At 40.3% G+C, this 25,954-nt stretch carries 24 protein-coding genes; 10 read left to right on the top strand and 14 right to left on the bottom strand.

Features of this window, described 5'->3' with window-relative positions:
- Positions 1 to 134: 134 nt before the first annotated feature.
- Positions 135 to 515: a hypothetical protein gene (locus V5804_RS13125; RefSeq protein ID WP_369591852.1), complete on the bottom strand. Its 381-nt coding sequence runs from the start codon at positions 513 to 515 to the stop codon at positions 135 to 137.
- Positions 516 to 553: 38 nt separating this feature from the next.
- Between V5804_RS13125 and V5804_RS13120 the strand changes: the two genes are divergently transcribed.
- Positions 554 to 766, top strand: coding sequence for a hypothetical protein (locus tag V5804_RS13120; protein ID WP_369591851.1), 213 nt, complete (start codon positions 554 to 556; stop codon positions 764 to 766).
- Here V5804_RS13120 and V5804_RS13115 read toward each other — a convergent pair.
- On the bottom strand, positions 737 to 2,551 hold the full coding sequence (locus tag V5804_RS13115) for a DNA mismatch repair protein MutS (RefSeq protein WP_369591850.1): 1,815 nt from the start codon (positions 2,549 to 2,551) through the stop codon (positions 737 to 739). The genes V5804_RS13120 and V5804_RS13115 overlap by 30 nt on opposite strands.
- An 81-nt stretch (positions 2,552 to 2,632) precedes the next feature.
- On the opposite strand from V5804_RS13115, the gene rlmH reads away from it, so the two are divergent.
- The 8 genes from rlmH to V5804_RS13075 all read left to right on the top strand — a co-directional run bounded on the left by rlmH (position 2,633) and on the right by V5804_RS13075 (position 11,317).
- The gene (gene rlmH / locus V5804_RS13110; RefSeq protein WP_369591849.1) at positions 2,633 to 3,106 is read left to right on the top strand and encodes a 23S rRNA (pseudouridine(1915)-N(3))-methyltransferase RlmH; all 474 of its coding nucleotides are present in this window, start codon (positions 2,633 to 2,635) and stop codon (positions 3,104 to 3,106) included.
- Between the two features lie 130 nt (positions 3,107 to 3,236).
- Positions 3,237 to 4,166, top strand: coding sequence for a cation diffusion facilitator family transporter (locus V5804_RS13105; RefSeq protein ID WP_369591848.1), 930 nt, complete (start codon positions 3,237 to 3,239; stop codon positions 4,164 to 4,166).
- Between the two features lie 360 nt (positions 4,167 to 4,526).
- Positions 4,527 to 4,895: a methionine-R-sulfoxide reductase gene (locus V5804_RS13100; protein ID WP_369591847.1), complete on the top strand. Its 369-nt coding sequence runs from the start codon at positions 4,527 to 4,529 to the stop codon at positions 4,893 to 4,895.
- Positions 4,896 to 5,170: 275 nt separating this feature from the next.
- Positions 5,171 to 6,151 (top strand): ribonucleoside-diphosphate reductase small subunit, encoded by a 981-nt coding sequence (locus tag V5804_RS13095; RefSeq protein WP_369591846.1) that lies wholly within the window; start codon positions 5,171 to 5,173, stop codon positions 6,149 to 6,151.
- 150 nt (positions 6,152 to 6,301) lie between these two features.
- A complete protein-coding gene (locus V5804_RS13090; protein WP_369591845.1) occupies positions 6,302 to 8,680 on the top strand; it encodes a ribonucleoside-diphosphate reductase subunit alpha in 2,379 nt (792 codons plus the stop codon).
- Between the two features lie 280 nt (positions 8,681 to 8,960).
- The gene (locus V5804_RS13085; protein WP_369591844.1) at positions 8,961 to 9,173 is read left to right on the top strand and encodes a cysteine-rich CWC family protein; all 213 of its coding nucleotides are present in this window, start codon (positions 8,961 to 8,963) and stop codon (positions 9,171 to 9,173) included.
- Between the two features lie 127 nt (positions 9,174 to 9,300).
- Entirely contained in the window at positions 9,301 to 10,281 is a 981-nt protein-coding gene (locus tag V5804_RS13080) for an acyl-ACP desaturase (protein ID WP_369591843.1), read from the top strand.
- A 76-nt stretch (positions 10,282 to 10,357) separates the two neighbouring features.
- Positions 10,358 to 11,317 (top strand): TIGR01212 family radical SAM protein, encoded by a 960-nt coding sequence (locus V5804_RS13075; protein WP_369591842.1) that lies wholly within the window; start codon positions 10,358 to 10,360, stop codon positions 11,315 to 11,317.
- A 60-nt stretch (positions 11,318 to 11,377) separates the two neighbouring features.
- Here V5804_RS13075 and V5804_RS13070 read toward each other — a convergent pair whose 3' ends face one another.
- The 5 genes from V5804_RS13070 to ettA all read right to left on the bottom strand — a co-directional run bounded on the left by V5804_RS13070 (position 11,378) and on the right by ettA (position 16,149).
- Positions 11,378 to 11,851: a hypothetical protein gene (locus tag V5804_RS13070; protein ID WP_369591841.1), complete on the bottom strand. Its 474-nt coding sequence runs from the start codon at positions 11,849 to 11,851 to the stop codon at positions 11,378 to 11,380.
- 41 nt (positions 11,852 to 11,892) lie between these two features.
- The gene (locus V5804_RS13065) at positions 11,893 to 12,366 is read right to left on the bottom strand and encodes a ribonuclease H-like YkuK family protein (protein ID WP_369591840.1); all 474 of its coding nucleotides are present in this window, start codon (positions 12,364 to 12,366) and stop codon (positions 11,893 to 11,895) included.
- A gap of 130 nt (positions 12,367 to 12,496) precedes the next feature.
- Complete coding sequence (locus V5804_RS13060) at positions 12,497 to 14,023, bottom strand: TlpA family protein disulfide reductase (RefSeq protein WP_369591839.1); 1,527 nt, start codon at positions 14,021 to 14,023, stop codon at positions 12,497 to 12,499.
- Positions 14,024 to 14,153: 130 nt separating this feature from the next.
- The gene (locus V5804_RS13055) at positions 14,154 to 14,399 is read right to left on the bottom strand and encodes a hypothetical protein (protein ID WP_369591838.1); all 246 of its coding nucleotides are present in this window, start codon (positions 14,397 to 14,399) and stop codon (positions 14,154 to 14,156) included.
- Between the two features lie 67 nt (positions 14,400 to 14,466).
- Entirely contained in the window at positions 14,467 to 16,149 is a 1,683-nt protein-coding gene (gene ettA / locus V5804_RS13050; protein ID WP_369591837.1) for an energy-dependent translational throttle protein EttA, read from the bottom strand.
- A gap of 192 nt (positions 16,150 to 16,341) precedes the next feature.
- Here ettA and V5804_RS13045 point away from each other — a divergent pair, with 192 nt between their 5' ends.
- Complete coding sequence (locus V5804_RS13045; RefSeq protein ID WP_369591836.1) at positions 16,342 to 18,882, top strand: ATP-dependent Clp protease ATP-binding subunit; 2,541 nt, start codon at positions 16,342 to 16,344, stop codon at positions 18,880 to 18,882.
- An 88-nt stretch (positions 18,883 to 18,970) separates the two neighbouring features.
- Here V5804_RS13045 and V5804_RS13040 read toward each other — a convergent pair whose 3' ends face one another.
- The 7 genes from V5804_RS13040 to V5804_RS13010 form a co-directional block, all read right to left on the bottom strand.
- Positions 18,971 to 19,786 carry an enoyl-ACP reductase gene (locus V5804_RS13040; protein ID WP_369591835.1) on the bottom strand — a complete coding sequence of 272 codons (816 nt, stop codon included), beginning with the start codon at positions 19,784 to 19,786 and terminating at the stop codon, positions 18,971 to 18,973.
- A gap of 229 nt (positions 19,787 to 20,015) precedes the next feature.
- Complete coding sequence (gene recN / locus V5804_RS13035) at positions 20,016 to 21,677, bottom strand: DNA repair protein RecN (RefSeq protein ID WP_369591834.1); 1,662 nt, start codon at positions 21,675 to 21,677, stop codon at positions 20,016 to 20,018.
- A gap of 56 nt (positions 21,678 to 21,733) precedes the next feature.
- Positions 21,734 to 22,630, bottom strand: a complete 897-nt coding sequence (locus V5804_RS13030; RefSeq protein ID WP_369591833.1) for a DUF4835 family protein — start codon at positions 22,628 to 22,630, stop codon at positions 21,734 to 21,736.
- Positions 22,631 to 22,632: 2 nt separating this feature from the next.
- Positions 22,633 to 23,829, bottom strand: coding sequence for a bifunctional phosphopantothenoylcysteine decarboxylase/phosphopantothenate--cysteine ligase CoaBC (coaBC, locus tag V5804_RS13025; RefSeq protein ID WP_369591832.1), 1,197 nt, complete (start codon positions 23,827 to 23,829; stop codon positions 22,633 to 22,635).
- 240 nt (positions 23,830 to 24,069) lie between these two features.
- Positions 24,070 to 24,393, bottom strand: coding sequence for a DNA-directed RNA polymerase subunit omega (locus tag V5804_RS13020; RefSeq protein ID WP_369591831.1), 324 nt, complete (start codon positions 24,391 to 24,393; stop codon positions 24,070 to 24,072).
- Positions 24,394 to 24,399: 6 nt separating this feature from the next.
- Positions 24,400 to 25,317: an outer membrane protein assembly factor BamD gene (locus V5804_RS13015; RefSeq protein ID WP_369591830.1), complete on the bottom strand. Its 918-nt coding sequence runs from the start codon at positions 25,315 to 25,317 to the stop codon at positions 24,400 to 24,402.
- A gap of 413 nt (positions 25,318 to 25,730) precedes the next feature.
- The coding region (locus tag V5804_RS13010) for a hypothetical protein (protein ID WP_369591829.1) at positions 25,731 to 25,954 on the bottom strand (224 nt) is incomplete at its 5' end.

The following is a 25,954-nucleotide window of genomic DNA, read 5'->3' as shown; positions in this document are numbered from 1 at the left end:
AAATCACACATAACAGATACGTCCAAAACCTGGAAGAAAGGATCAACTGTTTTGACCGGTTCATGCTTGGTTTTCAAGTGGAAAACCAAGTCGGTAAAAACTTAGCTAAACTAATTGTAAATATTTAATGAACTTTATATATCTAAAGAATTTAAATTTGAAAATAATTCTGTGGCAACAAGATGAGGTCCGTTAAATTGCTTCATTTCAAACTTGTCATCTTGTAACCTTATTACGCTTCGTAATAAGATTCCTCCATGTTTTTTATTTTCTCCAAAAGTTAAATCAATACCTGATCCATGTAAATAAAGCTTGCCTTTTTGTTGTTGCAATTTGTTTAAATGTGTATAAGGGTCAGGAAGTTTTTCTGAGAAACTGTAAAATTCAAAATCTGTAATTTGATAACGGGCGTTATTTATTTTAAGAATTATATCTTTTGAAAGTTTGTCGGCAATTGCATCAAAACTTTTAAGTATTGATTCTTGAGTTTCGTAATTTACGGTAAGAAATTCCATTGGTTAGGTATTTAAAAAAACCAAGATACAATATTTACATGGTTAAGAGCCGCCTTGCCCGCGTGAGGGATAGCAGCGGAAAGCCCACAGTGAGGCACGAGCGAGGACTTGGAGCGGATAGCCCGACCCGTAGGGGCACGCCCAAAACAAAAATCAACAACAATTTTATACCGATAAAAGAAGCATTGCCAAACTTTGAATTTATACCGGTAAAAGAAGCATCACCCCACTTCCAACCCAATTTCCCTTAATAAAATTGAAGCGTTAAAAGTTTTGCAGGCGCCGTCTTTGATCTTATAATCAAAAAACATGTCCTGGTTTTGCATTTTGATATCGAAATGAAAATTGCGGACGGCTCCGGAATGTTCATCGGCCAGATCGGCAATTTGCAAATCGTGTGTGGCAACCAAAGCAGCGGTTTGTTGACGGATGAGCCGCTCGATAAACGCTTTAGAACCGGCGTATTTATCTTTGCTGTTGGTGCCGCGCAGCATTTCATCAATTAAAACCAGCACGTCGGTTTCGGCAGCGGTTTTTTCGAGGATCATTTTTAAACGGTCCAGTTCGGCTTTAAAAGTGGAAGTGCTTTCGTTCAGCGAATCTTTGATACGCATGTAACTTACCAATTTCATCACAGAAGTGGTCATGCTTTCGGCACAAACCGGCGCGCCGGAATAAGCCAGAACCAAGTTGATTCCTAACGTTCGCAGAAAGGTACTTTTGCCGGCCATGTTCGAGCCGGTAATCACATCCACGGTTTTGTGGTTTTCCATCGAGAAATTATTGACAACTCGTTTTTCTTCGGTAATCAACGGATGTCCTAATCGCTCCGTTTTTAAACAAAATTCAGTTGTAATTTTTGGAAAAGGCCAGTTGGGATGGTTGTAATGCAAGGTGCTTAAACTGATTAATGCCTCGAAAGTAGCAATTACCTCGAAACTGTCCGTTACATTTGAAGCCGCAGTTTGATGCCATTCTGCTAATTTTATCGCACATCGAACATCCCACATCAATAACAGGTTTAATATGGTGCCGACGATCATGTTTAAGCGGTAATCAAACTGCGACAAAATTTTTGCCAGAGATGCAATTTGCTGATGTGCTTTTTGTTGGTTTGAAGACGCGCAACTTGCAATTAAACTTTGCAGGTAACCACTTTTCCACGGCTTTTCTTCTATCCAATTTAAAACAGCAGCAAATGCAGAAAGTTGGCTGCTGCTTCTGCTAAAACCACCGTAAACCTGGTTAACCTGCTTTGTATAAATTCCGCTTAAAAAGAAATTCATCAGCATAAAAAAGCCAAGTAACTTTAAAAATATACCGTTAAAAACAGCACCGATAATTAAAGCAGCCATTAAAAAAGGCAAGGATTTTACATAATTTCTCAGCCAATTTTTGTGGATAAAAACTAACTTTTCCTTTAAGCCTTCTTTTAATGTTGATGATAAAGCAGTCAATTCTGTACCGTTAAAAGCAATCAGTGCTGCACGAAAATTCAAGGTTTCTAACGGATAATTTCGAAGTTCGGTTATGGCTTGCTGCCGGCTTTCGATCGTTATTTTTTCTGCCGGCTTTTTAAACCAACCTGCCAAAATATTTTTTCCGGATTGTGTGTTGCACCGGTTGACATAATGAAACAAAGAATTTTCGCCAAAAATATCCAAATCATCGGTGTAAGGATGAAACCCATCAGCAAAAGCAAAACCATTATCGTAACTGTTTTTTGCTTCTTTTAGATGGTCAATTTCGTTGCTTAAAACTTTAAACAGGTTTTCATCAAAAGCGAGTTCTTTTTGCAGTTTGGATTGTTTCCTAATCAATCGTACAAAAGCCATTACCATTGTTCCACCTATGGCGAAAGCGTAGTTTACGTTTATGCTTCCTAAAATGTAAATCAGTGTAATTCCTGCAAAAAAAACGATGAGCCGGGAAAACGAAACCTGGTTGATGCTTCTTTTATAGCCTAAAATTTTGGCCGAAAGAGCAGTGGCTTCCTCTGTGTACGTTTTTAAAATTTCCTGTTCCTGTGCGGTCATTTACTGCTAATTTTAATCTATAAATTGTGCAATTTGGCAAAATTATCTAATTAAGCTCGAAGTTTGTTATTTATTCCGATTATGAAAATCACGCTCCTTTCTGTGGGGAAAACCGAAGAAAAATATTTAAACCAAGGCATTGCTATTTACCTGAAACGGTTGAAGCATTACATCAAATTAGAAGTGGCAGAAATTCCGGAACTGAAGCAGACCAAAGGCTTGAGCCAGGAACAACAAAAAGCCAAAGAAGCGGAACTGATCTCGAAAAAACTCAATCCAATTGATTTTGTGGTTTTGCTGGACGAACGCGGCCAGGAACTCACTTCCCTTCAATTTGCCGATCTGCTGAATAAAAGGATGTTGGCCTCCACCCAAAACTTAGTTTTTGTTATTGGCGGCCCGTACGGTTTTGACAATAGCATTTACCAGCGCGCCAACGAAAAATTGTCGCTTTCCAAACTCACGTTTTCGCATCAAATGGTGCGTTTGTTTTTTGCCGAACAGGTTTACCGCGCTTTTACGATTTTGAAGGGGGAGCCATATCATCATGAGTAGGGGAAGAGCGAGGAACGGGGTTTGAGGAGCGGGCTTGCGTAGATAAAATCCGTAAATTAGCAGCTTAATCACCGACTGCATTTATACGATTAAAACAGGCAACTGGCAACCCGAAACTGACAACTGAAATATGGCCCACACGCATTCACACGATCATTCCCATTCGCACCATCACCACGACCATGCGCCTAAGATTACGCATTTAACACGTGCTTTTGTCATCGGTATTATTCTGAACACGGCTTTCGTTGTTGCCGAGGTGATTACCGGTTTCTACACCCATTCGCTTTCGCTGCTCACCGATGCTGGCCATAATTTAAGCGACGTGGCCAGTTTAGCGTTGGCTTTGCTGGCGTTCAAACTTTCGGGCGTGGCCAAAAACAGTCAATATACGTATGGCTACAAGCGTTCTACCATCATCGTTTCTTTGCTCAATGCCATTATTTTGCTTGCCGCAGTGGTGATTATTGCTTACGAAGCTGTCAACCGTTTTATGCACCCCGAACCTATCGCAGGCGGCACGATTGCCTGGGTTGCTTTTGCCGGGATTCTGGTGAACGGCATCACGGCCTGGCTTTTTGTAAAAGGAAAGGAAGACGACCTGAACGTGAAAGGCGCGTATTTGCACATGGCGGTGGATGCCGTTGTTTCTTTTGGCGTGGTTGTTTCCGGCTTAATCATCTACTTTACGCATTGGTTTTGGGTGGATAGCGTAGTGAGTTTGATTATTGTGGTGGTGATTGTGGGCGGAACCTGGAGCTTGCTGAAAGAAAGTTTAAGGCTTTCGTTAGACGGCATCCCGAAGGAGTTGGATTTGGAAAAGGTAAAAAATGCGATGCTAAAAACAGCAGGCGTTCGGGATGTGCACCACATTCATATTTGGGCGTTGAGCACGACGGAAAATGCGCTGACGGCCCATATCGTAATTGATCCATCAGCCGTTAATTCTTTTAACCAGATCAAAGAAGAATTGCGGCACGAACTGTTGCATTTAGATATTCAGCACAGCACTTTTGAACCGGAGTTTTCGGTAGAAAGTTGCAGCAATGTGAGTTGTTAGAAACTGGTAATGCTTCTTTTAGCACCCTAATTTTTGTGTGCTAAAAGAAGCATCGTGTTATTTGGTCATCTGTTGTCATTTCGGCAAAGGGAGAAACTTTCTTCAAAAAAGGATTTAGGGCGATAAAAGAAGCATGTCAAGAAATTGATTTTCGCTTCAAAGAAAATTTCTTCTAACGTTGAAATGACAACTTTGAACTAAATATAGCAGTTTGGTCTTTCCGACTTCCGGACTTTTCTGACTTTCGGTCTTTCTAACTTCCCGTCTTCCTCCCATGCTTCTTTTATCAGCATAAAGTCAACACCCGGCTGCCTTCAAACTCAAACTAATAAATTGCCGTTAGGTTAATAAAAGATCAACATGGAATACAATAAATTAACGCCCGAAGAAGAATACGTGATTTTGCACAAAGGCACCGAACGGCCTTTTACCGGCGAATACACTAATTTAAAAGATGCCGGGACTTACGTTTGCCGCCAGTGCAACACGCCGCTTTACACTTCAGATACCAAGTTTGAATCGCATTGCGGCTGGCCAAGTTTTGATGATGAAATTCCAGGCGCGGTAAAACGTGTTGCCGACCGCGATGGCCGAAGGGTAGAAATTGTGTGCAATACCTGCGGCGCGCATTTGGGCCATGTTTTTACCGGCGAAAGGTTTACGCCCAAAAATACACGCCATTGTGTCAATTCGATTTCGATGAAATTTATTCCGGCAAAACAAGTCTAAATCTTAAAAAAGCTTTCTTTATACGAGAAAAAACCGGCATTGTTGCCAATGTGGATAACTTTAAAAGTGTTTAAAACTTCATCTTCTCAGCAGGTTTTTCAAAGGCTATATTTGTATCAAAGGACGAAAGAAAATCGTTTAGCCCATTGGTAAAGTTTATTAATTACCAGTGAAAATTGAAAAACTAAAAAAATTTATGCCGATAAAAGAAGCCTTCCAAACAGGATGGCTTTTTTTGGCGGCTCATATTTCACCGATCAAAAAAAGTATTACAAATGATTGCAAATCAGGAAGATGAAGTATTGCTGCGGGAGAACAAAGACCGTTTTGTTATCCTGCCGATTAACTATCCCGCTATCTGGGAAATGTACAAAAAGCACGAAGCCAGTTTTTGGACGGCCGAAGAAATTGACCTGTCTGACGACCAGAAACACTGGGACAATTTGAGCGATGGCGAGCGGCATTTTGTTTCGCACGTACTGGCGTTTTTCGCGGCAAGCGACGGCATTGTGAACGAAAACCTGGCCGTTAATTTTATGAGCGAAGTGCAGGTTCCGGAAGCACGCTGTTTTTATGGCTTCCAAATCATGATGGAAAACATCCATTCTGAAACTTATGCGCTGCTGATTGATTCGTACATTAAAAACCCGACCGAAAAAGACCGTTTGTTCCACGCCATTGATACCGTTCCTTGTGTGAAGAAAAAAGCAGAATGGGCTTTAAAATGGATCAACAACGGCAATTTTGCACAACGTTTGGTAGCTTTTGCCGCGGTGGAAGGTATTTTCTTTTCCGGCAGTTTCTGCTCTATTTTTTGGTTGAAAAAACGCGGTTTGATGCCTGGCCTGACTTTCAGCAACGAATTGATTTCGCGTGATGAAGGTTTGCATTGCGAATTTGCCTGCCTGTTGTACAGCATGTTGAACAACAAACTCTCCAAAGAAGAAGTAACCGAGATTATTGCCGATGCGGTGGTAATCGAAAAAGAATTTGTTACCGATGCACTTCCTGTCCGTTTGATTGGCATGAACGCCGATTTGATGGGACAATACATCGAATTTGTTGCCGATAGATGGCTGGTAGAATTGGGTTACGATAAACTGTATTTCGCTAACAACCCGTTTGATTTTATGGAGATGATCTCTCTCCAAGGCAAAACCAACTTCTTCGAAAAGCGTGTTGGCGATTACCAAAAAAGCGGCGTGCTGAACACCGAAGCCAAAAGCCAGGCTTTCTCGATGGATGAGGATTTTTGAGGAGCCTCACCTAAATCATCTCCAAAAGGAGAGGACTTTGAAAAAGTAGCAAGTATCAAGATGATTTGCTACAACTGAGACAGAAATTTAACCGATAAAAACAGTAAGCCCAGGTCTTGATACCTGATACTTGCTACTAAATACTAAAGCATGTTTGTAATAAAAAGAGACGGCAAAACCGAAACCGTAAAATTTGACAAGATCACCGCACGGGTAGAAAAACTGTGCTACAGTTTAAACCCAGCTTTGGTTGACCCGATTGATGTGGCCAAAAAAGTGATCGAAGGTTTGTACGATGGCGTAACCACTTCCGAACTGGATAATTTGGCGGCAGAAACAGCGGCATCCTTAACCACCAAACACCCGGATTATGCTTTGCTGGCTTCGCGCATTGCGGTTTCCAATTTGCATAAAAACACCATGAAATCGTTTTCCGGAACGATGCGGAAACTGCACGAATACATTGACCGCAAAACCGGCAAAAACGCTTCGTTAATTGCAGATGATGTTTGGGAAGTGATCGAGCAAAACGCAGAACTGCTGGACAGCACCATTATTTACGACCGAGATTTTGGCTTTGATTATTTCGGATTCAAAACCTTAGAAAAATCATATTTGCTGAAAATTGAAGGACAAATTGTAGAGCGTCCACAACATTTGTTTATGCGCGTTGCGGTCGGCATCCACAAAAAGGATGTAGAAAGCGCGATCAAAACCTACCATTTAATGAGCGAGCGTTGGTTTACACACGCCACGCCAACCCTGTTTAACGCCGGAACACCTAAAGCGCAAATGTCGAGCTGCTTTTTGTTGACGATGAAAGACGACAGCATCGAAGGCATTTACGATACGCTGAAACAAACAGCCAAAATTTCGCAAAGTGCAGGTGGCATAGGTTTAAGCATCCACAATGTGCGTGCAACCGGTTCTTATATTAGCGGCACGAACGGAACGAGCAACGGCATTATCCCAATGTTGAAAGTGTTTAACGATACGGCACGTTATGTAGATCAGGGCGGCGGCAAGCGCAAAGGTGCTTTTGCGGTTTATCTGGAACCTTGGCACGCTGATATTTTTGATTTCTTAGACCTCCGCAAAAACCACGGTAAAGAAGAAATGCGCGCCCGCGATTTGTTTTACGCGCTTTGGGTTTGCGATTTGTTTATGAAAAGGGTAGAAGCCGATGGCAACTGGAGCTTGTTTTGTCCGCACGAAGCACCAGGTTTGGCAGATTGCCACGGCGAAGAATTTGAAGCTTTGTACGAACGCTACGAACGCGAAGGTCGCGCCCGCAAAACCATCAAAGCACAGGAATTGTGGTTTGCCATTTTGGATGCGCAGGTAGAAACCGGCACGCCATATTTGTTATATAAAGATGCGGCCAACAGCAAATCCAATCAGCAAAATTTAGGGACGATCAAAAGTTCTAACTTGTGTACCGAAATTATTGAGTACACGGCTGCGGATGAAGTTGCGGTTTGTAACCTGGCTTCGCTGGCTTTGCCGCGTTATGTCATCAACGGGCAGTTTGACCACGAAAAATTGTATGAAGTTACGTATCAAGTTACTTTGAATTTGAATACCGTTATTGATCAAAATTATTATCCGGTCATCGAAGCACAAAATTCAAACTTGCGCCATCGTCCGGTTGGTTTAGGCGTTCAGGGTTTGGCGGATGCTTTCATTAAATTGCGTTTGCCTTTTGAAAGTGCCGAAGCCCAAAAACTCAACAAAGAGATTTTTGAAACTATTTATTTTGCAGCCATGACGGCTTCCAAAGATTTGGCAATTAGGGACGGTGCTTACGAAAGTTTCCCAGGATCACCATTATCAAAAGGAAAATTCCAATTTGATTTATGGAACGTAAAACCGGATAGCGGCCGTTGGGATTGGGAAGAATTGCGTGCCGAAGTTGTAAAACACGGCGTTCGTAATTCGTTGTTGGTTGCGCCGATGCCAACTGCTTCTACTTCGCAAATTTTGGGTAATAATGAATGTTTCGAACCGTACACTTCCAACATTTACACGCGTCGGGTTTTAAGCGGAGAATTTGTGGTGGTGAATAAATTTTTGCTGCACGATTTAGTTGCTTTAGGATTGTGGAACAGCAACATGAAAAATAAGATCATCGCGGCAAATGGTTCGATCCAGGATATTCCGGAAATCCCGGCCCACATCAAAGAATTGTACAAAACCGTTTGGGAAATCAAAATGCGCACCATTATTGATATGGCTGCCGACCGTGGCGCTTATATCTGCCAGTCGCAATCTTTGAACCTCTTTGTCAACCAGCCAAACGCGGCCAAATTAACTTCCATGCACTTTTACGCCTGGAAGAAAGGTTTAAAAACCGGCATGTATTATCTGCGTACGCAAGCTGCTTCGCAGGCCGTTCAATTTACGGTGGAAAACCAGGGCGGAAAAAATATGGAAGCGGTTATCCCGGAACATATCAATCATCCGGCAGAAGAAATTCCGGCCGAGCCAAGCTGTTCGATGGAAGAAGGCTGCGTAACTTGTTCTGCATAAATCAACATCAAATTGCCGATGCTTCTTTTATCGGCATAAAATTTTGAACTGTCATCCCGGACTTGTTTCAGGATTCCTCGTAAAAAGTAAAAAACCAATCATGAGGGATGCCGAAACAAGTTCGGCATGACAAAACGCTAAATTTAAATGATGCTTCTTTTATCGGCATAAAATTGGTGTCAACAAACGTTTCTTGAAAGAGAAACGTTTGTTGTTTGTAAGCGATACTGTTTTTATCGGCATAAAAACAGTATCGGCTTAAATTGTATCAGCATAAAAAATGACGAAGCACGAAATTATTGCCTGCGAACGCTGCCAAAGCCGGATAGAATGCAAAGCCAATTCTTTCACCAAATGCCATTGCAGCGAAGTACAGCTAACGCATGACGAAATAGAACACATTGCAGAAAATTACGAAGGCTGCCTTTGCGCTACGTGCTTGTTAGAACTTCGGCAGGAATATCAAAAAAGTTTAAGCATAACGGTTTCTTAATCATCAATCGGCGCAAACAACCTGCTCTTTTTTGTGTACTTTATGTAAATTTGCTTGTATTTTTAGTAAGCAGGCATGACAGAAATTGGTCAACAAATACCTAAATTTGAACCTTTAAAGCAGCGAAATGAGATTTTTTGAAGAAAAAAGAAGAGAGGTGATGCGGCATATTGAAAAGTATATGCTGGAGAAAATGGATGAGTACCTGAAGCCGATTGACCAGATTTGGCAGCCAAGCGACCTGCTTCCTGATTCTTCAAGAGATACTTTTTTTAGCGAAATAAAAGATTTACAGCAAAGCGCGCAAGGTTTATCTTACGATTTAATTGCCGTTTTGATTGGCGATACGATTACCGAAGAAGCATTGCCAACTTACGAATCGTGGTTGATGATGGTGCAAGGCGTTTCAAGCAACGAGGAAGGCGGCTGGATGAAATGGACACGCCATTGGACGGCCGAAGAAAACCGCCACGGCGATTTGCTGAACAAATATTTGTACTTATCTGGCCGCGTAAATATGCGGATGATGGAAGTATCAACCCAATATTTAATTGCGGATGGTTTTGATATTGGCACCGGCCACGATCCTTACCGTAACTTTATTTATACGTCTTTCCAGGAATTGGCAACTAATGTTTCGCACCGCCGTGTGGCCAGTCAGGCCAAAAAACATGGCGATACGTTGTTGTCGAAAATGTGCGGTGTGATTGCTTCAGACGAAGCGCGCCATGCAAAAGCTTACATCAACTTTATCGGCAAAATTTTTGAAGTGGATGCCAACGAAGCGATGATTGCTTTTGAAGATATGATGCGCAAGAAAATTGTAATGCCGGCACATTTTTTACGGGAAATGGGCTTGATGGCAGGCCAAACTTACGGCCATTTTACCGATGCCGCACAACGCCTGGGAATCTACACAGCCATTGATTATGTTGATATTTTAAAGCAATTAATTGTAGATTGGCAGATCGAAAGCCAACGGGATTTGAACGAAGCCGGCGAGAAAGCACGCGATTATTTGCTGAAATTGCCTGATCGTTTGATCCGTATTGCAGACCGGATGAAAAACCCGGGGCTGGAATACAAGTTTAGCTGGATCAACGGATAAAAAACAAAAAGCTTCTTTTAAGAGGCTTTTTTTATGCCGGTAAAAGAAGCATCGGAATTGGTATCTTTGCTAAATCATGAATACGGCAGAACTGGCTTTTAATTCGGGGTTAAGGACTTACAATAATTACGGTGCATGGCTCCGCAAAAAATACAACAGGCAGCGCGTTTTTAAAGTAATTGTGGATGGCGGCTTTACCTGCCCAAACCGAGACGGAAGTAAAGGTTTTGGCGGTTGTACCTATTGCAATGTAGATTCTTTTACACCTTCCGTTTCCCGTTCTACGCCTTCGTTAAGAGAGCAGGTTATAAAAGGCATGGAACGCGCCCGTACCGGAAACCGTGCCGATAAATTTATCATTTATTTTCAACCCAATACCAATACTTACGCGCCGGTTCATTATTTAAAAGCGATGTATGATGAAGCGTTGAGTATTGATCCGGAGAATATTGTCGGGCTTTCGATAGGCACCCGTCCGGATTGTATTGATGCCGAAAAAGTAGCTTTGCTGGAAAGTTACACCGACCGTTTTGATGTGGATTTGGAAATGGGCATGGAATCTATTTATAACGATACACTTGCTCAAATTAATCGCGGTTGTTCACATGAAGAATTAATTAAAGCATTAGAACTTGTTAAAAATTCCAAATTAGATATTTGTGTGCACACCATTTTTGGTTTTCCATGGGAAACCAAAGAGATGATGCTGAAATATGCGGATGAGATTAACCGTTTCCCACAAATTAAATTTGTTAAATTTCATCATTTGCATATTGTAGAAGGTTCGGTTATGGGCGTAAAATACAAACGTGAACCTTTTCCATTGTTTAGTTTGGAGGATTACGCTGATTTTTTGTGCGAACTATTACCGCTCGTTCGGCCGGATATTGTGATTCAACGGTTATTCGGGCTGTCAGATTTGGATTTATTAATTGCGCCAAACTGGAATTTGAAAAAATCAGAAATACAATTTTATATTGATCGTGCTATTCAAAGCAGAGGAGTTGTGCAAGGGGCAGCGTTGGTTGGCTTTTAGCTATCGGCTTTCAGCAATCAGCTTTTGTCGCCTTAAAACCTTTCGCCTTTAACCTTTTTCCTATCCTGTATACTTCCCAAAAAGATCATCAACAGCTTTTGTACGATGTGTAAAAATCTTTTTAACTTCTTTTTTCACCAGAACGGAATTGGCTATTCGCCCAAAAACAGAATAAGGAACAGCATAATCTAAAATATCAGTCATTTTAACACCGCCGGGAATTTCTGTAAAATGATGTTGATGGTGCCATAAAGCATAAGGACCGAAAACCTGGTTATCTACAAAATACTCATGCTCTTTTACATGGGTAATTTCTGTCATCCAATTCATTTTAATACCAAAAACGGGCGAAACATGATAAGTGATAATCATGCCGGGATACATCTTAGTATCAGCAGTATAATTAGAAGTTACGGTAAACTTCATCTCTTTTGGTGTAATTCGCGCCAGATTTAAAGGAGACGAAAAAAAATCCCAGGCATCAGCTAAAGGAATGGGCAGGTTCTGCTCAAATTCTAAATGATATGTTTTCACAATCACTCAACTGCAAAACGGGTAAAGTGTTTATGCTGTTTTTACTGCACCATTTTATTGGCGCAATAAGAACTGGCAAAAGCTTCCGGTTTGGCCTTGAAAACAAAACCCATACTTAAAATATAACCCATGGCTTCGTGCAGCGCCTGGTTTGATTTGAACATTGGGTTGGTGTTGATGTCGGCATGAACTTCCAGATCCACATCATACAAATCCAGCAGATCGCAAAGCTGGTAAGCAATATCGATGGATTTTTGTACTTCGTTGAGCATCCTTTCTTTGATGCCCATTTTTTGCGTGGTACGTTCCTGATGGATGTACATAAAGCCGCCGCGTTGTTCGCGTAAAAAAACGATCACAGTCGCAAAATCGGTAATGGCACCTTTAACCTGCGAATCTGTGCCGATGCAAACTTTTAATTTGTTGCCCATTTCGGTTTCGCGTTCGATGGTTTTTTCTACTTCTTCTAAAATCGGCAATTCGAGGATCTCGCCGCTAAATTTTCTCCAGGTCATAATCGTTTTTGTTTTAGATCTGCAACCCTGAATGAGGTTTAACGAATTTAGGATTTATTCATTCATAAAGCAATGATTTTAAAGTAATTAAATTGTTAACAAAAGGTGGGTTGTTAACAGGTGGGGAAGCTTACTTTGCAATTGCTTTTTCTAATTGTTTAATAAGAACTGTCCTATCCATTGGATATCCTGCTTTTGATAGTTCATACGTTCCGTCTTTTTTTATGATAACATATGTTGGATATCCTGTTCCTTTTACTTTGTTCATTATATCCTTGTTAAGTTTATCGTTAGCCAGAATATGTATGCCATCTAAATGAAAATAAGCAATTAGCTCTTTCCATTTGTCTTCGTTTTTCTGATCGTAGTTGGCTATGTACAAGTAATCTAAGCCTTTGTCTTTAAAATGTTCTTTTAAGAATTTGCTGTTTTTTTCCATTTCTTGTCTGCAAGGACCACACCATGTTCCCCACATATCAAGTAATATAGTTTTCCCTTTAATTAAAGCTAAAACGTCGTTAAAGTTATTAAGATTTGAACCGTTGTCAGCGGCAAAAACCATATCATTTGTTAGCTTTTGTTGTTCTTGTTTTAATTTAACAGCATTTATTGCTGGTTCATACCAACTTATGTAATCGCTATCAGGATATTTTTTTCTAAAGTTCTGAAAAATTAGAACAAGGTTATTTGGATTAGCATCATATAGTGCTTCATCAATTAATGAGGCATACAAATATTCAGCAGTTTTACCAGTAAAAGTATTGTTGATAATCTTCTCTTTTAATAAGTTTTGATTGTCTTGATTAAATAATTTTGTTCCAATTATAGTGTCAGTATTGTACCACTTTTTATAAAAGCTTATTGGATGTTTAGCACTTTCCTCCCATAACTTTTCTTTTTCACGTAATACAAAATTGTTAATAAACGATAAATAGTTAGGAACATCTATCGCGTTGCTATTATCTATTTTTAAGATTTTAAAAACACTATCTTGAATATACTGCCATTTATTAAAATTCCTTTTGTAAGATTCACGTATCTGAAATTTATTGTTCTCTTTAAAAGAAAAGTAAGCATTAATAAAATAATAATTTAAGTTTAGTTGATATGCCATTAAAAAAGGCGCAGTAGGTTTGTATAAGTCAGCATATTCCTGGAAATGTTTTTTATCTGAATACTCTTGCTTTTTAATAAAGGCTGTTATTCGATTTGGAATAGTATCACCATTAAATTTTTCCAGGTCAATGTCTTTAATTATTGATAGTAATGGTTGATTGTTATTGCTTCCTTGACCAGTAATTATAATACCATAATTAGGCTTTTTAAAATCAGCCTGCAAATTAATACTATCTCCTGGAGACAAATACAACTGGTAGTTAAGTGCACTACTTGTGTTCAAATTGCTTGTTCTACAATATATATTTATAAATTCTGGTTTAGTGATCGAAAAAGTGTATAATGCTGAATTGTCTTTATCTAATGAAATTTCAAAAAAACTCTTTTTCAAATAATCTCTACTCATAGATAGTTTAGGTATAAAAACACTAAATTTATTTATGCTTGTATTTCTTAAAGTTACTTTTAACGTTGCTGTCTGGGCAATGGAAACAGAAACAATAGCGATTAAATATAAAAGAGTTGTTAAAATATTTTTCATATAAAGGAAAGTTTAAACTAATCTACACTAATTTGTAACTTGTTCATCTTTCTATTTTTTTAATAAAAGCCTTATGTTAAAGATAAAAAAGCATTCTTCGTATATGTGTCTATAAGCGTTTTAATATCAATCAAGAATCTCTTTCCCATTCATTTCGGCTTTGATTGATGTATGCCTGCATCTTTTCACCTTCTTCCAAGCTAAGTGTTCCGAAAAAATCAGAAGGTTTTTTTGTTGGCAAAATAGAAGCTGTTGTATTTTTCACTTCTTCATTAATATAAAAAAGTACACGAACCTGCCTGCCCACATAATTTGCAGGCAAGGACACGGCCATATCAAAATTCGTTTTCTCCGGAGTTACTATTGTTTGTATCATCTTATATAATTAAGGTGAGTATAATCATCTATTTCACCAATTTTTACCCGATAAAAGAAGCATCCATCTACCCAACCAACTTTTTATACTTTATCCTTTTCGGTGCCACATCGCCCAAACGTTTCTTGCGGTTTTCTTCGTAGTCCGAATAATTGCCTTCAAAAAAGTAAACCTGCGAGTTGCCTTCAAAAGCCAAAATATGCGTACAAACGCGGTCTAAAAACCAACGGTCGTGGGAAATAATGACGGCACAACCGCCGAAATTATCCAAGGCTTCTTCCAAAGCGCGCAAAGTATTGACATCAATATCATTCGTCGGTTCATCCAGCAATAAAACGTTAGAACCTTTTTTTAGGTTCACGGCCAAATGCACACGGTTGCGCTCGCCGCCCGAAAGCACGTTGATTTTTTTCTGCTGATCGGCACCGTTAAAATTAAATTTTGAAACATAAGCACGGGAATTTACAGGTCGGTTTCCTAATAAAATGGTTTCCTGCCCGTCGGTAATGTTCTCCCAAACAGATTTTGTTGGATCGAGGTCATCGTGCATCTGGTCAACATAACCTAAAGCAACCGTTTCGCCAACGCGGAAAGTGCCGGCATCGGCCTCATCCTGGCCAGTAATTAAACGGAACAAAGTGGTTTTACCGGCGCCGTTTGGGCCAATAATTCCAACAATCCCCGCAGGCGGAAGGGAAAAACTCAGGTTATCAAACAAAATTTTATCGCCAAAAGCTTTTGTTACGTTGTTGGCTTCGATCACCACATTTCCCAATCGCGGGCCGGGCGGAATAAACAATTCCAGTCGTTCTTCGCGTTCTTTGGTTTCTTCGGAAGCTAATTTATCGTAGTTGGCAATCCGCGCTTTGCCTTTGGCATGGCGGCCTTTTGGCCCCATCCGCACCCATTCCAATTCGCGCTCCAGCGTTTTCTGGCGTTTGCTTTCTGTTTTTTCCTCCTGTGCCAAACGTTTCGATTTTTGCTCCAGCCAGGAAGAATAATTTCCTTTCCACGGAATTCCTTCCCCGCGGTCCAATTCCAAAATCCATCCGGCTACGTTATCCAAGAAATAACGGTCGTGCGTTACCGCAATTACGGTTCCTTTGTACTGTTTTAAGTGCTGTTCCAACCAGTCAATGGATTCAGCATCCAAATGGTTGGTTGGCTCGTCCAGCAATAAAACGTCCGGTTCTTGCAAAAGCAATCGGCACAAAGCCACTCGCCGCCGTTCTCCCCCTGACAATGTGGCAATCTTCGTATCTGGCTCCGGGCAGCGCAAAGCATCCATCGCACGCTCTAACTGCACGTCCAATTCCCAAGCGTTGCTGGCATCAATTTTATCCTGCAATTCGCCTTGCCGTGCCAGTAGTTTGTCCATCGCGTCCGCATCTTCATAAACTTCGGGCAAACCAAATTTCTCGTTGATGTCTTCGTATTCCTGCAAAATCGCTTTTGTGGCCGCAACACCTTCTTCCACCACCTCTTTTACTGTTTTTGTGGCATCTAATTCCGGCTCCTGTGCCAAAAAACCAACGGTATAACCCGGAGAAAAAACCACATCGCCCTGGTAAGCTTTATCCAAACCGGCAATAATTTTCAAAACCGAAGATTTCCCCGAACCATTTAAACCGATGACACCAATTTTTGCCCCATAAAAGAAGCTCAGGTAGATGTTTTTCAAAACTTGTTTTTGCGGCGGATAAATCTTGTTTACGCCCGCCATAGAAAATATAATTTTTTCGTCTGCCATTATTTCTGCTTTAAAATTTTTACAGGACTAAATTAGTCAGAAAGCAGTAAAAATGGGTACATTAAATTATTGTTGCAACGAAAGTAGTTTAATGGCGTAATTGTTGATAAATTTATACTTGAAAGCGCGGTTTGTTCGTAAATAAAAATTTATTTATAGATTAGTACTTTCCCTTTATTTGAAAAATATATTATGGAAGCAAAATTTTCGCCCCGTGTAAAAGATGTTATTTCGTATAGCAGAGAGGAGGCATTGCGTCTCGGGCATGATTATATAGGAACAGAACACTTGTTACTGGGTTTAATTCGCGACGGTGATGGCGTTGCGATAAAATTATTAAAAGGATTGCATGTTGATGTGGCACGTTTAAGGCGCGCTGTGGAAGATGCAGTGAAAGGGACGACGGGTACTACGGTGAATATCGGCAGCATCCCGTTAACCAAACAGGCAGAAAAAGTATTGAAGATCACGTACTTAGAAGCTAAAATATTTAAAAGCGATTTGATCGGCACAGAGCATCTTTTACTATCTATTTTAAGGGATGAGGACAACATTGCATCGCAAATCTTAGCACAGTTTAACGTGAATTACGAAGTGTTTAAAGCGGAAGTAGAATCTGGCAAACATGATGTTACCGATGAATTGCCAGGCTCTTCAACCGGCGGAGACGACGATTTCCGTGATGAAGAATCATTTAGCCAACCAAAAAAAGTGTCAGACATTAAATCAAAAACACCGGTTTTAGATAATTTCGGCCGCGATTTAACAAAAGCAGCCGAAGACGGAAAATTAGACCCAATTGTAGGCCGTGAGAAAGAAATTGAACGCGTATCACAAATTTTATCACGTAGAAAAAAGAACAACCCAATTTTAATTGGCGAACCAGGCGTTGGTAAATCAGCCATTGCAGAAGGTTTAGCTTTACGGATTGTACAGCGAAAAGTATCCCGTGTACTGTTTAACAAACGTGTGGTTACTTTAGATCTGGCTTCTTTAGTTGCCGGAACAAAATACCGCGGACAGTTTGAGGAGCGGATGAAAGCCGTAATGAACGAGCTGGAAAAATCTCCTGATGTGATTTTATTTATTGATGAAATCCATACCATTGTTGGTGCTGGCGGTGCTTCCGGTTCTTTGGATGCTTCCAACATGTTTAAACCAGCTTTGGCCCGCGGAGAAATTCAATGCATCGGTGCTACAACTTTAGATGAGTATCGTCAGTATATTGAGAAAGATGGCGCTTTAGACCGTCGTTTCCAAAAAGTAATGGTAGAACCGGCTACGCCAGACGAAACCATTGAAATTTTAACCAGAATTAAAGATAAATACGAAGAGCATCACGGTGTAACTTATACTGATGAAGCAATTTTAGCTTGCGTTTCTTTAACTTCACGTTATATCACGGATCGTTTTTTACCAGATAAAGCGATTGATGCTTTAGATGAATCAGGTTCTCGTGTCCATTTAACCAACATTCATGTTCCGCAGGATATTTTGGATATTGAACAGAAGATCGAGCAGATTAAACTGGAAAAGAATAAAGTAGTCCGCAGCCAGAAATATGAAGAAGCTGCAAAACTTCGTGATACAGAAAAACATTTGCTTGAAGAATTAGAGCAGGCAAAAGCAGCATGGGAAGCAGAAACAAAATCTAAACGTTACACCGTAACCGAAGATAATGTTGCAGAAGTTGTTTCGATGATGACGGGCATTCCAGTTCAGCGTGTTGGCCAGGCCGATAGCCAGAAATTGCTGAACATGGCGGATAAGATCAGTGATAAAATCATTGGCCAAAGCGATGCGATCAAGAAATTAACGAAAGCAATCCAACGTACGCGTGCCGGATTAAAAGACCCTAAAAAACCAATTGGTTCCTTCATTTTCTTAGGCCCAACTGGTGTTGGTAAAACGGAATTGGCAAAAGAATTGGCCCGTTTCATGTTTGATACCGAAGATTCGTTGATCCAGATTGACATGAGCGAATACATGGAAAAATTTGCTGTGTCTCGTTTAGTCGGCGCTCCTCCGGGATATGTGGGTTACGAAGAAGGCGGACAATTAACCGAAAAAGTACGCAGGAAACCATACTCTGTAATTTTGCTGGATGAGATTGAAAAAGCGCATCCGGACGTATTTAATATTTTATTGCAGGTTTTGGATGAAGGTCAACTAACTGACTCTTTAGGTAGAAAAGTTGATTTCCGGAATGCAATTGTGATTATGACTTCTAACATTGGCGCACGCCAGTTAAAAGATTTTGGACAGGGAGTTGGTTTTACAACTTCTGCCAAGGTTGACCAAGCTGATGCACATTCAAGAGGCGTGATTGAAAACGCGTTAAAACGTGCTTTTGCACCAGAGTTTTTAAACCGTATTGATGATGTGATCGTGTTTAACAGTTTGGGTAAAGACGAAATCTTTAAGATCATTGATATTGAATTAAGTGCTTTGTTTGACCGTGTCCACAGTTTAGGTTTTGATGTGAAGTTGACACTTGGTGCTAAAGAGTTTATTGCCGAAAAAGGTTACGATTCACAGTTTGGCGCCCGTCCGCTGAAAAGGGCAATCCAGAAATATCTGGAAGACCCGATTGCAGAAGAAATCCTGAAAGGCGAACTGGCTGAAGGTACGCTGATGGAAGTTGATTTCGACACAGAAACAAAACAAATCACCATTAATGCAAAAGCTGCAGAAATTAATACAACACCTGAACAAGAACAAACAGGTGAATAATTAAAAATAATTTTTTAAATAAAAAGTCCCGATAGTTTTTCTATCGGGACTTTTTTATGTTACCAATTTTTAGGTGGTAAAAGAAGCATTACTGTTTTTCCATTTGGTCAATTACCGGTTGCGTTACGCCAACGCTGGAAAATCCGCCGTCATGGAAAAGGTTTTGCATGGTAACCATTTTGGTCAGGTCAGAAAATAGCGTTACCGTATAATCCGCGCACTGGTCTGCATCTGCATTTCCCAGCGGCGACATTTTTTCAGCAAAATCAATAAAACCATTAAAACCTTTGATACCGCCGCCAGCCGTAGTGCGGGTTGGAGACTGGCTGATGGTATTGATGCGGACGTGTTTTTTAACACCATATTGATAACCAAAATTTCGGGCAATACTTTCCAGCATTGCTTTGGTATCAGCCATCTCATCGTAACCTGGGAAAATCCGTTGGGCAGCAATGTAAGTTAAAGCAACTACAGAACCCCATTCGTTGATCATATCCTGTTTCATGGCCACCTGCAAAATGCGGTGCAACGATATGGCCGAAATATCAATCGTTTTGTGCATAAAATCGTAGTTGGAGTTGGTGTACGGAATGTTTTTACGCACATTCAAACTCATGCCGATAGAATGCAAAATAAAATCTACACCGCCGCCAAAATGCTCTTTGGTGCCTTCAAAAAGGTTTTCTATGTCGGCGTTAATAGTAACATCGGCAGGAATTACCGGCGCGTCGCAGGCTTCGGCCAGTTTATTTATTTCGCCCATGCGCAAAGCAATTGGTGCGTTTGTTAACACGATTTGTGCGCCTTCTTCCACGCAACGCAATGCAGTTTTCCAGGCGATTGATTTTTCATCCAAAGCACCAAAGATGATGCCTTTTTTACCTTGTAATAAATTATAAGCCATTTGATTTTTGTTTAGCGCCTAAAAATAGAATTATTTATCGGTTAGTTTAAAGTCCATTTAAATCCAACTGAAATTTATACTAGAAAAAATATCAATGCTTCTTTTATGCCCATAAATTTTGTATTGATTATTACATTATTATAGAAACCATAAAAAGACAATGATTTTTAGGTGGTAAAAGAAGCATTCTCATATTTGAACAAATTTAAACAAGCTCTTAACTTCTGCCTTAACTATTCAACAATTCCCGCGCGTTTTGCAGCGCACTTTCGCCCGGTTTGCTGCCGCTCAGCATCTTGGCAACTTCCAACACACGTTCTTCATTCGTCAATTTTTTGATTTTGGTGGAAGGGACTTTGCCCGTATCATTTTTATAAACCAAATAATGCGAATGGCCTTTGCTGGCAATTTGCGGCAAATGCGTGATGGTAACCACCTGCAAATGTTGCGACAATTGCTCCATCACCAAACCTACTTTGTTGGCTACTTCGCCCGAAACGCCGGTGTCAATCTCATCAAAAATAATGGTTGGCAAAGCGGTGTAACGGGAAATTAAAGATTTGATACTCAACATTACCCGCGAAAGTTCTCCGCCCGAAGCAACTTTGCTCATTTCCGCCATTTTGTGGCCTTTATTGGCCGAGAACAAAAAGCGGATATGGTCAATTCCGTTTTTATCAAATGCTTCTTTTACCACTATATTATTCTCGATTTTTAAAACAGCCTGGCCCATATCTACATCGGCCAGCGTTTTTAAAATTTGTTTTTCGATTTCCGGGATGGCTTTTTGCCGGTTTTTGGATAGCTGCAACGCCATGTTCTGCAATTCGGTTTTTTGCTTTTCGAGTTGCTTTTGCAGGTTTTCTATCGAATCATCGCCGGATTGGATCTTGTTCAAACGGTCTGATAAATCTTCCTGAATCTTTAACAACTCGCCATTGCTGCTTACGCGATGCTTCTTTTGCAGGGTAAAAATCAGTGCCAACCGATCGCTGATTTGTTCGGTCCGCGCTTCGTCAACCTGTGTGGCTTGTTCTAAATCTTCAATCTCGGCAACAATATCTTTTAATTCGATGTTGATGCTGGTCAACCGCTGCACCAATTCACCAACTTTCGGGTTAAATTTTTCCAACGAATTCAAACTTTGCAACGATTCTTTAAACTGGTTCAAAGCCGCCGTTTCGCTTTCCTGCAACAAATAAGTGGTGTTTAACAAATTGCGCTTGATCTCTTCGGCATTATTCAAAGCGTACAATTCCTGCTCCAATTGTTCCTGCTCGTTTTCGATCAAACCCGCTTTTTCCAACTCATCAAACTGAAACTGCAAATAATCTTCCTCGCTTTTTGCCTTTTCATTCTCCGCAATCAATTGTTGCAGTTGTGTTGCTGATTTTTTATAGGTAAAAAAAGCATTGCGGTATTGATCCAACAATTCGGAATGATTGGTAATCGAATCCACAACCAGTAACTGAAAATTAGGATCGTTAATTTCGGCTGTTGCATGTTGCGAATGAATATCAATCAGCTTCTCGCCCAATTGTTTTAGCGAAGCGAGATTAACCGGCGTATCGTTTACAAAAGCGCGGGATTTTCCGTCGGCATTAATTTCGCGGCGCAAAACGGTTTCGGCTTCGTAATCCAAATCGTTTTCTTCAAAATATTTTTTGAGATGAAAGCCGTCAATCCGAAACAAACCTTCGATCACACACTTTTTTTGCTGGTTAAAGAAGTATTTGCTTTCCGTGCGCTGGCCTAAAATCAGCGAAAGCGCACCCAGAATAATAGATTTTCCGGCACCGGTTTCGCCCGTTATGATGTTTAAACCGGCATCAAACGCAATATCCAGATTATCAATCAGCGCATAATTGTTAATCGTTAGCCTACTCAGCATAATTTATTTTTATAAAAAACAAATTTACGCATTCGGCTGCAATACAGCTAAAAAGATTAGTTTCTTAACAAAACCTGGTATTTGTTTCCGTTTGCCGGGTCAACTTTGCTTAACGCCTGGTAAGCCTGCTCCCTTTCCTGCGGCGTGGCTTTGCTTAAAACCTGCAACAGTTCATCGCTTTTGGCCGTGAAAAAAACTTGCGGCAAAAATGCGTCGGTGCGTTGCCGGTCAATATCGGCAATGGAAGGAAGTGCGGCCGTGATGGCTTTTAAACCCTGATCGGCGTTGGAAGCCATCACATCCAAACCCAAACGGTGGTAAATGTAACTGAAATCGCGCAAATTGGTGTAAGCGTTGTTGCTTAAGTTTTCGGCAAGCCAATAACGATTGTGGTTGCTGTCGAAAGCTTTCCAGCCTTTATAGGAAGAAGTTTGGGCCGAATTGACAATGGTTTGGGCATGTTCAAAATAAGGTGTACCGCTGCGTTTGGCGAAGGAATCGTAATCCAAACCGACAATTACATAAGCATAAAAAGCAAAAAACGAACTGAGGTTATTTTGAAAAAGTTGGTCGTTAAAATCAATAATCTGGCCTTCGTTGTACGTAAAATCGAAATCTTTATCGTTGATGTTTAGCAAAGTTGAATTGTAATTGGAGCCAAAAATAGGACGGCTGGATTGCACCTGCACTTCGGCGCTAAAAGCACCTGCGTTGTCCCATTGCGTTATGTTGATCACGAAGTTGCAATCAATCCTTTCCTGCGGCGTAATTTGGTCGGCGCTCCATTTCCTGCCGTTCAAAAAATCTTTGATCGCGGTTTCCAAAGCTATAAAAACCCTGCGATTTGTAGTTTGGATTTTGGGTGAAAGTACCTGAACGCGGGCATTCAAATCCTGGGCACACGAAAAATTGTATGATAAAAACAGTATCAGAATAAAACTTATTAATTTCATTTTTATAATAATTCAATTATTTTTTGGCAAATATCGGCAGCAACTTCGGCTTTGGTTTTAAGTTGAAACACTGTTTTTTGCAGATGTTTATCAATCACGGTTACTTTGTTGGTATCCGTTTTAAACCCGGCACCGGCATCGGCCAGCGAGTTTAAAACGATCAAATCCAAATTTTTTTTCTGCAATTTATCCAAAGCATAACGTTCGCCGTCGTTGGTTTCCAAAGCAAATCCAACTAAAATCTGGTCGTGCTTCTTTTGTGCACCTAAAGTTTGCAAGATGTCAACGGTTGGTTTTAGTTCGATGGTTAGGTTCTGGTCCTGCTTTTTCATTTTCTGGTCAGCCACAATTTTCGGCGTAAAATCAGCAACGGCAGCATTCATCACACAAATACGTGAACCGGGAAAATAAGTTAAGCATTGCTGCAGCATTTCCTCCGCAGAAGTAATGTTGATGCGTTTTATGTTTTTGTTTTGCGTTTCCTGATTGGAAGGGCCGGCGATAAGCGTAACTTCTGCACCTAAATCGGCCAGTTCTTCAGCCAGTTTAAAACCCATTTTTCCGGAAGAATGGTTGGCAATAAAACGCACAGGATCAATCGCTTCAAAAGTTGGCCCGGCCGTAACCAACGCTTTTTTACCTGCTAAAAAAAGCATTTTGCCGAATGATTGGTTTAGAAATTCGACAATTTCTTTCGGTTCGGCTAATCTTCCTTCGCCAACCAAACCGCTGGCCAGTTCGCCGTAAGCTGGTTTTATCAAGATGTTTTTATAAGAAATCAATTTCTGGATATTGTTTTGGGTGGAAGTATGTTTCCACATATCCAAATCCATCGCCGGTGCAAAATAAACCGGACATTTTGCCGAAAGATAAACGGCCGTCAATAAATTATCGCACAAACCATTCGCCATTTTTGCGATGGTATTGGCAGAAGCAGGCGCAATCAGCATTAAATCTGCCCATAAACCCAATTGCACGTGGTTGTTCCATTCGCCGGTTTCCGTTTTGTAATACTGAACTAAAACCGGATTTTTTGAAAGCGTGGCAAGTGTAAGCGGCGTAATAAAGTTGGTAGCTTCCGGCGTCATCACCACTTGCACGGTTGCGCCTGCTTCTATCAATAAACGAATTAAAGGCGCAGCTTTATAACTCGCGATGCTTCCGCAAACGCCCAGCAATATTTTTTTACCGTTCAGCATTTTCAAAAGTAAGAGCCTGTTTAAGTTTATACAAGTAAAAATGTTAATGCTTCTTTTACCCTATAAAAATTGGTGCCTGCACAGCCTAAACAATCCAAAAAATTTATGCGCCTACCAATTTTTAGGTGATAAAAGAAGCATAGAAACCTTGGTAAGTAGAATTTAAACAGGCTTTAAGTTTTTCGGTTATAAAAAAAGCCTTCCTGTTTTGTGGGAAGGCTTTAGGTACGTTTGCTAAAACTATTGTTCTTTGGATGGGTTGCGGTAATAAATTTTGCCTTCCAAAAATTCCTGAACTGCAATTAAAGATGGTTTGGGCATTTTTTCGTAATGCTTGCTGATTTCGATTTGCTCGCGGTTTTCAAAAACTTCTTCCAAATTATCGTTGGATTGGGTAAACTCAGACAATTTCTGGCCCAATTCTTCTTTAATATTGTTAGAAATCTGGTTTGCCCTTTTAGACATCACCACAATAGACTCGTATATATTATCGGTTGTTTTGTCCAGGTCGCGCAAATCGCGCGTTACCGTGCTGCTTGCCAAAACGGGTTTTGTATTGCTCATCTTATTTTATGGGGTTTTAATATCTTGTGTTGCTTGTGTTTGTTTACTTTTTTCCTGTTCAATTCTTTTTTTGTATTCCTTTTCAACATTATTAATATTAGCAAAATATTTTTTTACAGTTTGAATACCGTTTTCGCATTGACGGTTTAATGTTTCGGCCTGTTTTAAGTATTGACTGGAAGGGTATTTTTCTTTAAACTCATTGTAATCGGTCATTCCTTCTTCGTACCGCTCTTCTTGCTTTTCTTCCCTACTGTTTTTAGCATACATATATTGGGCTTGTATGGTTAAAAACTCCATCTCTTCGGCGTACTTGGTATCCGGGAAATCACGCATTGAATTACGAAAAGCAATAACGGCCGATTTGTAATCTCCGATAGTTAAATACAATTTCGCGTTTTCGTATGATTTCACTTCCAAACGGTCGCGCAGGTTTTGGATCAATTTGCTGGCCTCTGCAACCCGCGTACTTTTAGGATATAAATTAATAAACAATTGCAACTTATCAATAGATTGCAAAGTATTGGTTTGATCCAAAGTTGCATTAGGCGCTTCCAGGTAAGCACAATAAGCCGACATATAACGGCACTCTTCCGCCCGGGAACTGTTTGGATAAGTATCGGCGAAGCTTTTAAAATGATAACCAGCCGAAGTGTAATCCTTTAAAAAATAATTTGCGTAAGCGTAATTGAAAAACAAAAGTTCTGCTTCTTCACGCCCACGATAGCGTTGTATCAAATCATCAAACAAAGCCAATGCGCGCGAGTAATCCTTTTTATTATAGTATTTAATACCTTCCTGATATTTTTTTTGATAATTATTACTGGCTTTAAGTTTCTCAAATTTACTCTTGCAACTGAATAAACCAATAGATATGATAAGGAGGAAGCCAAATAATGAAATCGAACTGCACTTTTTAAACATTCTGCAAAGATAAGTTAATATTATAGATCAGTCAATGAATTTACAATCAATGTTACAGCGAAAATTTTGAAGGGTAAAAAAATTAACATTTATTAACGGGTTTGATTAAGTCGAAGGGTTTTTACTTGATTGGGTAGTTATCCAGTATGTTGATTTTTGGGTGATAAAAGAAGCATTAGGTTTTGTCTTCAAAAGTGTTTGCTTCTTTTAACAAGTAAAAACAGGTGTATATATAGGAGTAGGTTTTACAAACTACATTGGAACGGCTACTTAAAATACTGAGAAAGGATTTTATTTCGATTTTTTCTCTTTCTGGTCCAGCGCTTTACGGTTGTTCTGGGGCAAATAGCTGAGGAGGCCTTGCCTGTTTAGTGGGGTTGTGTTACTTTTGCGCCTGCTTCCGCAAGGGGGGCTTAGGGGCTGAAAGGATAGCAAGGGTCAAGGGGGGACGGCGTCAACGGTTTAGGTTGAAAAGCATTCAAGCTATCCTTAAAATTTTTTCTTAAAAAAGATTTTGCCAAAGCAAAAAAGCTTTTTATTTTTGCGTCCGCTTCCGCAAGGGGGGCGAAAGCTTGAAAAGAGGAGGTGGCAACCGGGCTGAAAGGGGGGAGGGCAATAAGGCGTATAGCTTGCCAGG

The organism is Mucilaginibacter sp. (assembly GCF_041088075.1).
Classification (GTDB): domain Bacteria; phylum Bacteroidota; class Bacteroidia; order Sphingobacteriales; family Sphingobacteriaceae; genus Mucilaginibacter_A.
Note: the sequence above shows the minus strand (reverse complement) of the source record. Positions and strands in the feature narration are given on the sequence as shown.